General features: G+C 47.2%; 5 protein-coding genes and 2 pseudogenes. All 7 read left to right on the plus strand.

Features of this window, described 5'->3' with window-relative positions; translation table 11 throughout:
- Positions 1–346: 346 nt before the first annotated feature.
- On the plus strand, positions 347–715 hold the full coding sequence (gene traJ / locus FP815_10915) for a conjugal transfer transcriptional regulator TraJ (protein MBA3015448.1): 369 nt from the start codon (positions 347–349) through the stop codon (positions 713–715).
- 37 nt (positions 716–752) lie between these two features.
- On the plus strand, positions 753–2900 hold the full coding sequence (locus FP815_10920) for a conjugal transfer protein TraI (GenBank protein MBA3015449.1): 2148 nt from the start codon (positions 753–755) through the stop codon (positions 2898–2900).
- The gene (locus FP815_10925; GenBank protein MBA3015450.1) at positions 2897–4807 is read left to right on the plus strand and encodes a conjugal transfer protein TraG; all 1911 of its coding nucleotides are present in this window, start codon (positions 2897–2899) and stop codon (positions 4805–4807) included. Before FP815_10920 ends, FP815_10925 begins: the two co-directional genes overlap by 4 nt.
- Positions 4804–5349, plus strand: a complete 546-nt coding sequence (gene traF / locus FP815_10930) for a conjugative transfer signal peptidase TraF (GenBank protein MBA3015451.1) — start codon at positions 4804–4806, stop codon at positions 5347–5349. Before FP815_10925 ends, traF begins: the two co-directional genes overlap by 4 nt.
- Positions 5350–5369: 20 nt before the next feature.
- The gene (locus FP815_10935) at positions 5370–5576 is read left to right on the plus strand and encodes a conjugal transfer protein TraD (GenBank protein ID MBA3015452.1); all 207 of its coding nucleotides are present in this window, start codon (positions 5370–5372) and stop codon (positions 5574–5576) included.
- A gap of 6 nt (positions 5577–5582) precedes the next feature.
- Positions 5583–10379: pseudogene (locus tag FP815_10940) on the plus strand (hypothetical protein).
- Between the two features lie 3432 nt (positions 10380–13811).
- Positions 13812–14042, plus strand: a pseudogene (locus FP815_10945) (transposase).
- Positions 14043–14182: the final 140 nt, after the last annotated feature.

Here is a 14182-nt window from a genome sequence, read left to right on the forward strand (position 1 = left end):
AAGTTATATTTTATTTAATTTTATTATATTAATCAATATTTCAATTTTTTACGCATGTAAAATACATTTGAATTTGTGTATTATATTTGACAGGAATAGATTTAGCTATAAAAAGTTACTTTTGGCAGTACGAATCAAAAAAAATAAAGATAAATTTAATAAGGTGTGATATTCAAATAAATGGAAATCGCATCGAAGAGGCGGGCAGGATAGGTGAAGTTAGCTAACCGGCAAGCCGGTTTTCTCCCTTCACACCCTTATTCGCGCTTCGCGCTCAACGGGCATCCTGCTCTGCGAGGCCAGACGGCTACCGCCTTTTTTCACACCTTCAGAAAAGAAAAATTGAATGGAAAAAAATAATAAAAATCCCACACGAAAAGAACGTCAATTGCGCGTTCCCGTGTTGCCGGAAGAAGAAGCTTTAATCAAAGAAATGGCGGCTTCCGCTGGTTTAACCGTTGCCGCTTATTTACGAAATGTGGGCATGGGTTATCAGATCCGTGGCATCCTGGATAACAAACGTGTGGAAGAATTGGCCCGAATCAATGGTGATCTAGGTCGTCTCGGTGGCCTGTTAAAACTTTGGCTGACCGATGACATTCGTACCGCTAAATTTGGCAAGTCCACCGTTTTGCGATTGTTGGCAAAAATTGAAGAAACACAAGGCAAGATGCATGAAGTCATGCGGGCCGTGGTTCTGCCTCGTTCTAAATAATGGGCTTTTCAATCGTTAAAAAATCGGAGGGGTTTTCATGATTGCGAAACAGGTACTCATGAAAACAGTGAACAAAAGCAGCATCGGCGGGCTGGTGAAATACCTGACTGACGAACAAAAGAAAAACGAACGTGTAGGGGCTGAAACCGTCACCAACTGCCAAACAGATAATCCTCAAGTGGCAGTAATCGAAATATTGAACACCCAGGCCCAAAATACAAGGGCTACATCGGATAAGACCTATCACCTGATTGTCAGTTTTCGCGCTAACGAGCAACCTGATGAAACAATCATGAGAGCCATTGAAACAAAAATTTGTGAAGGGTTGAGCTTCGGTGAACACCAGCGCGTCAGTGTTGTGCATCATGATACTGACAATTTGCACTTGCATATTGCGATTAATAAAATCCATCCGACTCGTTACACACTCCATGATCCGTACGGCGATTATAGAATGTTGGGCCAGCTTTGCGAAAGATTAGAGGGTGAATTTGGTCTTGAGGTTGATAACCATCAAGCACAAAGGAGTGGATCAGAGAACCGAGCTTTCGACATGGAACGACATGCGGGAATTGAAAGCCTTCTTGGTTGGATTAAGCGCCAGTGTTTAGAGGAAATACAAAACGCTCAAAGCTGGGCTGAACTACATAATGCGATGACCACCAACGGTCTTAAATTACAAGAACGTGGAAATGGCCTAGTGATTATGGACGGGGCAGGATTTAGCGTAAAAGCTAGTTCCGTTGCGCGAGACTTATCAAAAGTTAAATTAGAGCAACGGTTTGGGGCCTTTGAAGCTATCTCAACAGAAGTCAAGCAAGTCAACAATAGTGACCACTATACGCAAAAACCAATGCGGTCACGGGTCAATACGGTTGATTTGTATGCAAGATACAAAACCGAGCAAAGCACTATCGCGGAATCCCGCGCCGTTGCCTGGGCCAAAACGATGGAGCGTAAGGACGCTCTTATTGCAACTGCCAAACGTCAAGCAAAACGAAAACGTACTGTGATCAAGGCCATTAAAGGTGCAGGGTTAGGTAAGAAGCTCTTGTATGCCGCAACCAACAAGAAGTTGATCGATGAAATTCAAAAAATCAATAAACAGTATCTGACAGAACGGCAAGAGCTATACGACAAAGGCCAGCGGTTGGCTTGGGCCGATTGGCTACGGGTTAAGGCTACAGAGGGTGACAAATCGGCACTAGAGGCCTTGCGGGCACGGGAGTCAGCCCAAGGCCTTAAAGGGAACACTTTGGCAGGAGAGGGCGTTTTTGGGCCGTTAGAGCAAGACAGCATTACCAAGAAGGGAACGGTTATCTCTCGTGTCGGTAAAATGACCGTGCGCGATGACGGCTACAAGCTACAAATTACGCGAGGTAGTAACCAAGCCGACTTAGAAACGGTCTTAGGCTTGGTCATCGAGCGTTCCGGCAATCGAATCATTGTTAACGGAAGTGCGGATTTTAAGGAACAAATCGCGCAGGCTGCGGCAAGCGCCAAGTTACCCATCACTTTTGATGACGCCTCTTTAGAGAGTCGCCGTCAAGAGCTAATAAAAATCACCAAGGAGAAAACACATAATGAGCAAGGACGATTTACTAATCAATTCCGCTATGGAAACCTTGACGGAAGAAGACACCAGGCAACCACTAACCTCAACAGCAAAGACACCGCTGCAAGCCCCGGAAGAAAAGGTTTGGTTAAGCCCAACATTGCAAGGATTGGACAAAGACCGCCACCCCAAAGTCAGAACCGTTTGCGAGGGTTGTCCGAACTCCGTATGGTTCACTTCGCCAGCCGAAGTGAAGTGTTATTGCCGAGTGATGTTCCTAATAACGTGGAGCTGCAAGGAGCCCAACCAAATGACAATGTGCGACGGAATTCATTTGGGCCAGGACTAGACGCGGTAGATAAATATATTGCCGAGCGCGAGACTATGCGGCTCAAGGTGCCAGATGTGTTGAAGCACAGAAGATTTAATAATGATGATACCGGAACCGCTAATTTTCAAGGTATCAGGCAGATAGAGGGGCAAACGCTGGCACTTTTAAAGCGTAATAATGAAATCATCGTCACACCTATTGACGAAAAAACCGCTCGAAGCCTCAAGCGGGTTGCTCTTTCAGCAGTTGTTTCCCTCAAAGCAAATGGGAGCATCAAAACAAAGGGGAGAAGTCGATGAACGAAAAGAGAAATAACGCCGTGGGGCCACAAGTACGATCCAGGAATAAGGGGCCAAATAAAATTATCCCTGCTTTGGCGGGGTTATTTGTCGTTGGTGGGCTACAGGCAGCTACGCAGTATTTCGCATATGATTTCAATTACCAGACGATTTTAGGAGCCAATATTCATCAATTTTATGCCCCTTGGGGAATTCTGCAATGGGCCGCTAAGTGGCATGACCAGTATTCCGAGGCCTTCATGCGGGCGGGTAGTATCGGGATGGTGACGACCAGTGTTGGTTTGTTGAGTTTAATTATCATGCAAATGGTTTTGAGAAATACATCTAAGGCAAATGAATATCTGCATGGTTCGGCTCGATGGGCAAATTTTAAAGATATTCGATCGGCTGGATTAATTCCGGCAGCACGGACCTTTTTTCAAAGAATTACCAAGCAAAATAATACTGCGGGTGCGGGTGTCTATGTCGGTGGTTGGGTAGATAAAAAAGGTCATCAACACTATTTACGTCACAATGGGCCGGAGCATGTCTTGTGTTACGCCCCTACCCGTTCCGGCAAAGGCGTAGGACTAATTATCCCGACATTACTGTCATGGGAACACAGCGCGGTAATAACCGATTTGAAAGGGGAACTCTGGGCGTTAACGTCTGGCTGGCGTCAGAAGTATGCCAAAAATAAGGTGCTTCGTTTTGAGCCTGCCAGTATCAACGGGGGGGTGTGCTGGAATCCCCTAGATGAGATCCGCTTAGGCACTGAAAATGAGGTAGGTGACGTACAAAATCTTGTCACCTTGTTGGTCGATCCAGAGGGTAAAGGCTTAGAAAGTCATTGGCAAAAAACAAGCCAGGCCTTGCTTGTTGGCGTGATCCTGCACGCACTTTACAAGGCTAAGGCCAACGGTACTATAGCGACCTTGCCGAGTGTTGACGCTATGCTGGTTGATCCTACCCGTGATATTGCGAAATTGTGGGTTGAAATGACTACGTTTAGCCATTCCAACGGCCAAAATAATCCGATTGTCAATGCTTCAGGCAGGGACATGATGGATCGACCGGAAGAAGAGGCCGGATCAGTGCTTTCTACAGCCAAGTCTTTTTTAGCTTTGTACCGTGATCCAGTGGTAGCGAACAATGTTAGTAAATCAGAATTCAAGATCAAGGATTTGATGCACTACGATAACGCGGTAAGTCTCTATATTGTCACTCAGCCAACGGATAAAGCTCGACTGAGGCCTTTGGTCCGGATCATGGTGAATATGATTGTGCGGATGCTGGCGGACAAAATGGATTTTAAAGATGGCCGTCCGATTATCAATTACAAACATCGATTGTTGATGATGCTCGATGAGTTTCCCAGCCTTGGAAAACTTGAAATCATGCAAGAGTCATTAGCGTTTTTAGCCGGGTATGGCATTAAATGCTATTTGGTTTGTCAGGATATAAATCAGCTAAAAAGCCGAGAAACAGGATATGGCCATGATGAAAGCATCACTTCAAATTGTCATATCCAGAACGCCTTTCCTCCCAACCGAATTGAAACAGCCGAGCATCTTTCAAAATTGACTGGTCAAACGACTGTAGTTAAGGAGCATCTTACCACCAGTGGTCGCCGCACGAGTGCTTTGCTTGGCCAGGTGTCGCGCACCATCCAGGAAGTGCAGCGGCCTTTGCTCACTCCAGACGAATGTCTGCGGATGCCGGGGCCGGTGAAAACTGATAGTGGAGACATTGCCGAGGCTGGCGACATGATAGTGTATGTCACTGGCTTTCCGGCAATATACGGAAAACAAACCTTGTATTTCAAAGACCCTATTTTCCAGGCGCGGGCTTCCATTCCGGCACCGAAAAAAAGTGATATTTTATGTCAGGTGCAAGCGGATGATACATGGGGAAGGATTTCACTATGAAGCCGTTATGGAAACGCATTGAAACCAGTGTAGTTATTGGTGGGATTGGGTTGTTGGTGTTGGGTATGGGTTGCTATGAAGCCGGGGCGCGTATCAACACTACCCGAAGTATTCCGGTGGGCTTGTATTGGACAAGTAAAAAACTAATAGATAAAGTTGATAAAGGCGATTATGTATTTTTCTGTCCACCGGAAAACGATATATTTTTTATGGCTAAAGAACGGGGTTATATCAGTTTTGGTGTTTGTCCTGGTAATTACGGATATATGATGAAACAGGTGTTAGCCGTTGAAAACGATGTTGTAACCGTTGCCGATGAAGGTGTCAGGGTGAACGGAAATTTGTTGCCGCTCAGTGCTGTTCGGAAAGTTGATAAGAGCGGGAGACCGTTGAAGGGGTATCAGCCAAATAGCTTCACGCTAGAAAATTCCGAGGTCTTGCTTATGTCCGATGTGAACAACCTTTCTTTTGATGGGCGTTATTTTGGCCCTATTAATCGTTTACAGATCAAGGCCGTAATTAATCCGGTCATAACTTGGTAGGGAGATACAACATGGATTCAATGGGAAAAGGCCCTCTTGGTGAGGAAGCTATAACCCCTCCGGATATGAGTAACCTTGAAGTATTACACGAAAAACTTGATGATGCGGCTACACCGGGCTTTCATCAAGCCGAGTTTGACCCTGATGAGGCAGAGCGGGCGGGCGCTTTTGAAGAGGACGCATTGAGTGAAGAAGATGCGTTAAATAGTGTAACGGACTTAGGTTAAACCTTCATGGCGAGAAAACGAGATCCAAACCAGCGGAACATATTTGATGATTGGTTTATTGATGATGCAACCAAAAGCATTGGTGAATCGAAAGACAATTTTGTGCCATTGAATGATTCTGTCCTTCCTGGAGTTGAAAAAACATTTGAAAACCAGCGGCATGCCCTTTCACTACAGTTAGCCGAAAAACTAGATAAAGACGGTGTAATTACCTCTAAGTTTTTGACTGATGAAGCGAATCGTGCCTTTGGCGGCACGCAAGCCGAAGGGGTTTATTCTTCCAAAGATGCCTATGATGCAATGGAAGCCGCCTTTAATATCCATCTATCCAGAACTGAGAATGAAGATTGGAATAATCAAGACGGTGTTTGGGCAAAAGACAAGGCTGCCGAACTGACCAGGCGTATTCAAAATCTTCCAACGCAGACCAGGCGTGACGAGGAAATGGACGAGTACCAGCAATTCAGCACACCACCGGCCTTATCTTTTGTGGCGAATTGGGTGGCAAGTGTCGAATCGACTGATGTGATGATGGACCCGTCTGGCGGTACTGGAGATTTAGCCATATGGGCGAACATCTCCGGCGCCGAGGTCATTCTAAATGAACTATCTCCGAGGCGGTTGACTTTGCTGGCTGATTTGTTCCCACAAGCAAAGGTGTTTAAGGAAAATGCAGAGCAGCTAGACAACGTGTTGCCGTTTGATGTCATTCCGTCGGTAATTGTAATGAATCCTCCCTTTTCCTCTACTGCGGGCCGTGTCCAAGGCCAACGGGACACAGGAAACGGCGCACGGCACATCGAGCAGGCCTTGAAACGGCTAGAAACCGGGGGCCGCATGGTTGCCATTGTCGGAAACGGCATGGCGATGGATAAGCCAGCATTTACTGGCTGGTGGAGTGACATAAAGAAAAAATACAATGTGCGGGCTAATATTGGCATTTCCGGCAAGGAATATGCGAAATATGGCACAACTTTTGATAATCAGCTTCTGGTTATCGACAAGAATGGTTCTACGACTCTGCCCGTTCTGACTGGCAGAGTCGAATCAGTTGCAGACTTACCACTTTTATTGGAGGGTATCAGAAATGAACGTAAACAAATTCAACGAGGCATCGATAAACCAGCAATCAATGAAGATCCTCAATCAATACGAGATACCTTGCAACCTCGAAACGGACTTGGCAGCTCTGGTGCTGGTACGGGAAGCACTGGAACGGAATCTCTTGGAAACGGGGCCGATCCAGGAACCCCTATTGTTGATAGCCAAACTAGCGGCGAATCCAGAACACGCAATGTCACTCATGACGGAATCAGAGCCGGGGGTGGAATTTCTGATGGACTTAGCGGAAACGCTACCGGAAGCAGCGGCGCAGATCCTAGAGGAAATAGTCGCGTCATTGCAGGCGGAGAATCCGGCACAATTACAATAGAGACTAAGAAAGGGGAAACAACCGAGTTTTCCGATTCTGTTTTCTCTGATTATACCCCCCAGCGCCTAACCATTGCTGGCGCTCAACAGCATCCCGGAAAATTGGTGCAATCTGCGGCGATGTCAGCCGTAGAACCACCGGCACCCAATTATTCGCCGGTTTTACCAAACAATCTTATTCAAGAAGGTTTGCTCTCAATAGCCCAGCTAGAAGCGGTTGTTTATGCCGGTCAAGCGCATTCTGAAAAACTCCCGAATGGATCAAGAAAAGGGTTTTTTATTGGTGACGGTACTGGCGTAGGAAAAGGCCGAGAGATATCCGGTATCATTTTAGACAACATGCTGCAGGGCCGCAACAAGGCCGTATGGGTGTCATTTAACGAAGGCTTAATTGAGGATGCCAAACGAGATTTTGCAGGAATCGGCGGAGATCCAGGGAAAATATTTTTCCAGGGCAAAACGAAGGCCGGGGGTGAAATCACTCAGACTGACGGCATTTTGTTTACTACCTATTCGACGTTAAGAGGCGGTCAGAAAAAGCAAGCCAACGACTTGGGCCAGACAGCAGGCAAGACCCGCGCTCAACAGATTGTTGATTGGTTGGGTAAGGATTTTGATGGCGTCATTGCCTTTGATGAAGCGCATAGCATGGGAAACGCTATTGCAGTTAAAGGCAAGCGTGGGATTCAAAAACCATCCCAACAGGCGATTGCTGGTATCAATTTACAAAAAGAATTGTCAGACGCACGGATTGCCTATGTCTCAGCAACCGGCGCTACTGAAATAAGCAACCTTAGCTATGCGGATCGCCTTGGTTTGTGGGGTGAAGGTACTCCATTTGCTGATGTAGGTGCATTTATTGGTGACGTATCTCACGGCGGTATCGCTTCGATGGAGTTGATAAGCCGGGATATGAAGGCGCTGGGAATGTCCATTTCCCGAAATCTATCTTACGATGGCGTGACGTATGAACGGCTGGAACATAAACTATCCGAGTTTCAGGAAGACGTTTACAACGAATTGGCCGGGGCTTGGCAGGTTGTTTTAAATAATGTTGACCAAGCGTTAGCAATCACCCAGGCTGGGAAAAACGGAAATGCCAAGAGTGCGGCAATGGCCCAATTTTGGGGAGCGCATCAACGTTTTTTCAATCAGGTCATCACGGCAATGCAAACACCGTGCGTGATTGATGATATTCGTAAGCAGATCGATGCCGGAAATTGTGCCGTGATCCAGCTTGTTAATACCAATGAAGCTGCCCAGGAGAGGATTATTGCGGAAGCGGCAGCAAATGATGCCGCTCTTGAGGACTTGGATTTCACACCCCGTCAAATGTTGGTGGATTACGTTAAAAACGGTTTCCCCGTTGCGGCCTTTGAAGAGTCGCAAGATGCAAACGGTAACAAAGTTTATGTTGCCGTGCGTGATTCAGAAGGGAATCAGGTGTTTGATCGTGAAGCTGTTGCCTTGCGAGATTCTTTACTTGAGACACTTCATCAAATCCGCGTTCCTGAAAACCCACTTGACTCGATCATCAATGCCTTTGGAACTGACATGGTTGCCGAGGTAACTGGTCGCAGTCGGCGCTTTGTCCAGACCCGCGACGATGGTGGCAACATGAAAGTTGTTGAAGAGAAGCGCGGTAAAACATCATCCAGGTTCGATGCCGCTGCATTTCAAAATAACAAAAAAAGTATTTTAATATTCTCTGGAGCAGGGGGAACCGGGTATTCGTTTCATGCCGACAACACAGCCGAAAATCAACGTAAGCGTGTCCATTATATTTTGCAGCCGGGTTGGCAAGCCGATAAAGCGGTACAAGGTTTTGGCCGTACCCACAGAACGAACCAGGCAGTTGAGCCTCATTATGTATTACCCACGACCAATCTCAAAGCGCAAAAGCGATTTGTGTCCTCTATTGCCCGAAGACTAGACCAGCTAGGCGCGTTAACTCGCGGCCAGCGCGAGGCAACCAGCCAGGGAATGTTTACTGCCTCCGATAATCTCGAAAGTGGCTATGCTTCATCGGCACTGAAAACCTTCTTTACTGATCTTTACCAGGGCAAAACTGACCTGTCTTTCCAAGATGTAGCCAAGCAGATGGGGCTAAACCTACTGGATGAGAATGCGTCATTAAGTGAAAGTAAAATTCCGGACATTCCACAGTTCTTGAATCGACTGTTATCCCTAAAAACGGATATGCAGAATGTCGTTTTTGGTGAATTTGAAAAACGTCTGATCGAGACGGTTGAATACGCGAAACAGCACGGCCTTTATGATGTTGGTCTGCAGACCATGACCGCATTAAGCATTCAAAAAACTCGTGATGCCGTTGTCTACGAAGACAAGAAGACCAGGGCGCAAACTCGGTATGTCGAGCTGGCTGTCACTAATGAAATAAAATATACCACCTGGGAAGATGCCAAAAAAATTGCTGCTAATCAGCGGCGTACTGATGATTTAAGCGGTTGGTTTGTTTCTGAACACGGAAAGAATAAAGGTGATGTCTTTTTCCTGGCTGATATTGGTAAAAGAATCAACTTTGATGGAGAATCAGTACATCGTGGAGTCATACATACAATAAGAGAGCATAATCATAAATACATCGATAATGCTGATGATATGAATCGTGGGTACGATTACCAAAATATTCCTAAAAACGGTAGAAGTAGTTATGAAAAAGTAACTTTGACCAGGGCGATAGAAGAGACTGAGGCCAAAAAGCTTTGGGAGGAACAAATCGCAATTGCCCCAACGACCGAAACCAAAACCAAGCGGATGATTGTCGGTGTGATCCTGCCAATATGGGATCGTGTGGAAGGTTCGGAGACTATCAACCGGCTACAAACAGATGATGGGGAACAACTCTTGGGCCGCATGTTGGGGCTTCAAGCAGCCAAAAAAACGCTAAAAAATTTAGGTGTGGGATCTGATTTGTCCCACATGACGGCCAGCGATTTATTCCAATCAATCAAGAATGGCAATAAAGCCATCCTGGCCAATGGTTGGGAGATCGCAACAGCTAAAGTTAACTTTGAAGATCGCATCGAGGTTAAGGGCCGTAATTATTTAACGGACGCTGAAAAACGTAACCTGAAAGAACAAGGCGCTTTCATCGAACGAATTAGTTGGGCGGAGCGGGTTTTTATTCCGACCGGAGAAGGTGGAGTTGAAATATTTGAGCGAATCACAACGTCAAAACCTGTCGTTGATTTAATCGAAAAAAATCCGCAAATAAAGGTTCAGGAAGAAGAACAAGAATACGGGATGCCTCTTCAACAAGTAGAGAGCGATTCTATACCTATAAAGGGGGAGGCGCAGAAGATGGGGAATACCTTTAGGGTTGTTATTTCTAAGACAAACGAACAGCAAACCTTCCTTGATGCAAAAGAGGCCGGTGCGGCTTTTTTTGCTGCCGATAGAACACTTAACCCAACAGTTATTCATGAAAGTGATGGGGCTAAGGCCCGCTTTATGGCCGTAACAGAAATTCATGGAACCTATCCGAATGGAGAACAGCGATTTGTTAAGTCGCTGCCCGATTCGCATGAGGTAGACCCTGATTTTCGTATAGGTTACATGGAAGCCCTCGAAAGCTCGATCATTGAGCAGCTCAAGGCCACCGATTGGATTAAAGCAAAATCCGACCAGCCGGATCGAGCGCCCGTCCTGGACGCGAAATTGTATGATGACTTGCAAACCATTTCACAATCTGACCAGGCCAAGGCAATAGCATTATGGGCCGATCATGTCCCGACCGGGATTTCTGCCCCGGTTTTTAGTGCTTTAGGCCTTGAAAATGCTCATATCGATGTTGCCGTAGGGGATGAAAAGATTTCCGTTAGAGGAAATTCGGAGTCGGTGACAAAAAGGCCGGCCACTGAAGGAAAGAGCAAGAATAAAATGCCTTTTCATCAACAAGTTGCTGAAAAGTTGATTGAACAACTAGAAAAAGGGGTTGCTCCATGGCAAAGGCCATGGTTGCCCGGTGAACCGGGCGGCATGATGCCGCTCAATCCAACCACCGGCAAGCGGTATAAGGGGATCAATGCCGTTTACCTCGTGAGTCAGGGCTATAATGATCAACGGTGGATGACCTACAAACAAGCGGAGGCAGTTGAGGCCCAAGTCCGCAAGGGAGAAAAAGGCACGCCAATACAATATTGGAAGTTTACCGAAGAACACACCGTGACCGACGCGAACGGGAAACCTCGCGTGAATGATGACGGTGAATCAATCAAGGAGAGCGTTAAGCTCGAAAGGCCGAGGGTGTTTTTTGCCACTGTGTTTAATGCCGAACAGATCGACGGTTTACCACCTCTTCAGCCACGGCCCCAACAGGAATGGGATGCCTTAGAGCGGGCTGAAAAAATCTTGCAGGCCTCCGGCGCTCAGATTTTACATAATGAGCAAAATAAAGCGTTTTATCGGCCTGGCACGGACAGTATTCATTTGCCGAACAAGGGACAATTTTCGTCCGCTAATAACTATTATGCTACTGCTTTGCATGAATTAGGTCATTGGACAGGTCACACGTCGCGCTTGGATCGAGACCTAGCCAATCCCTTTGGAAGTGAGGGTTATGCGAAAGAAGAGTTGCGGGCTGAAATCTCCAGTATGATCGTGGGTAGTGAGCTTGGAATTGGTCACGATCCCGGACAGCATGTTGCGTATGTTGGTTCTTGGGTTAAGGCTCTGAAGGAGGATCATTTAGAAATTTTTAGAGCGGCTGCCGATGCTGAAAAGATCAAAAACTATGTGTTTGATCTTGAGCGGGTGCAAGATTTGACCGCCGAGCAACGTCAAGCATTAATCGAAGAGGCGAATATGGAACGATCACCTGTGAGTATGGCCGCAGAGGTTATTGAACATCGTCAGCAAGAGAGCCAAACATTAAGCCAGGCTGATCTTGAAGCTACCAAAAAAACCCTGCTTGAAGTGCCTTTTAAAGAAAAAGAAGAGGCAAAGGCGTTGGGGGCAAAGTGGGATCGTCAAGAACAGTCTTGGTATGTTCCTGTGAATGTCGATCCCACTCCTTTTTCTAAATGGATGCAGGAGGGGAAAACGACCGGGGCCGTGAAGGAAGTTAGTGAGCGTCAATACCTTGCTGTCCCCTATGGTGAGCGAGTGGCAGCAAAAGCGGCGGGCGCTTTGTGGGACAAGGCGGCAAAATCTTGGTATGCCGGGCCGAAGGCTGATGTGGCAAGGTTGGAGCGTTGGGCCGTAGATAAATTCCCTGTGCAGGGGCCAGCGATCACACCACAAGAAGAGTTTGCGGAAGCGTTGAAGGTGATGGGGTGTGTGGTGGATGGTCAGCATCCTATCATGGATGGCGCTAAACATCGTATCACTGTTGAGAATGACAAGAAAGGAGAACAGGCGGGGTTTTATGTCGGGCATCTTGACGGTCATCCGGCTGGGTACATCAAGAACAATCGAACCGGGGTTGACATGAAATGGAAATCCAAGGGCTACGTTCTTGATCCCGAGCAGAAAGCGCAGTTGCAGGCCGAGGCCTCCGCGAAATTGCAAGCGAGGGAGGCCGCTCAATTGAAATTACATGAACAAGTCGCGCAGCGAGTGAGTCGGCAAATGGATGGCCTGGTGTCGGTCGTGCAGCCTACGCCTTACATGCAGGCTAAAGGTGTGCAGCCGCAAGTTGGGGTGTTGACGGATAAAGAGGGGCTTAAGACCTATATTCCGGCCTTTGATGTCACCGGCAAACAGTGGACTATGCAGTATATCCAGGAGGACGGTACAAAACGGTTTGCCAAGGACAGTCGAAAGGAGGGGTGCTTTCATGTTGTTGGTGGTTTGGAGGCGCTTGAAAAGGCTCCTGCCGTGGTCGTTTCTGAAGGCTATGCGACTGCCAGCAGTTTATCCCAATCGCTTGGGTTTGCGACCGTGGCCGCTTTTGATTCGGGGAATCTTCCGCATGTTGCCAGTGCGTTACATGCGAAGTTCCCAGAGAAACCCTTTATCATTGCCGGTGACAATGACCTTTTTTTGGAACTTGTGGACGGAGTTAATCCTGGCCGCAGTAAAGCCGAGGAAGCAGCCAGGGCAGTTGGTGGCAAAGCTTTATTCCCGATCTTTGCACCGGGGGAACAGTCCTATCCGGCAAGTTTGGCGCCGGTTGTGCCAGGACAATTTCGAGAGGGCAAGTTGTCTGACGATCAGTCTTCCGCTCTTTTAAAAATAAAGCTATACACCGATTTTAACGACCTCGCGCACAAAAGCGTGCTGGGTAAAGACGGCGTTGATCGTCAGGTATCGGTAATTGTTAAGGATGTGGTTGAGAAACATCATGCACAGATTGTGCAGCATAAGCAGGAGTCGGTGAAGCAGGGGCGGGGGGTGAAAATGCGGTAGGAGGTGGATTTTGCAAAATCTGGCTCTGCCGGTCGTTCTGGCAGGCTTCGCTCTGAGCCTCACAAAAACCGTGAGTCTCAGCCCTGCCGGGTGCCGGTCACTTTTTGAACTGCTTTACCACAAATGAAAAAATAAGGGCCGAAACCGCCAAGATTAGGGCTTGCCAGGTTTCGGCTCTCGTCTAGTTCCCGGCTGTTGAATACCTAACCGCTCCGCTTTGCGTAGCCTCTCCTTCATCTCTCCGGACACCTTCAGCGCCGACAAACTGGCCTACCTGTATTCGTTCTGTGAAGCTGGCCGTCAATCGACACCTCTGGCCCGTTTCGTCACTCCGGACGCTGCCGGGGTGACAGTTTGGGGCTTGTTTCGCCGGGTTCGCCGTCAAACTTTGTCGGCCTCGATCCGACCGGCGAGGAACGAATTGCCTATTCGCCGGAAATACGCAAGGTGATCTACACTACCAACGCTATAGAATCGTTGAACATGTCGCTACGCAAGGTTACCAAGAACCGTGGTTCATTCCCCAATGACGCGTCTATGCTCAAACTGCTTTATCTGGTGTTGAACAATATCGCCAAAAAATGGACTCTGCCAATCAGAGACTGGAAGGCGGCCCTAAACCGTTTTTCGATCTTGTTTGGCGACAGAATGCCGGCGTATTAAAAAAAGCCGTTTACACAAATGGCTTTACACCCTCTTTTCCATTGTTGAATACTTCACCGTAAAGCGTATAGAGCGTCTGCTTAATTTTTTATTTGTTCATGTCTACTCCTTTTTTCGTTAGTATTTGGTAAATATTATTG

It is taken from the genome of Desulfobulbaceae bacterium (assembly GCA_013792005.1).
GTDB lineage: Bacteria > Desulfobacterota > Desulfobulbia > Desulfobulbales > VMSU01 > VMSU01.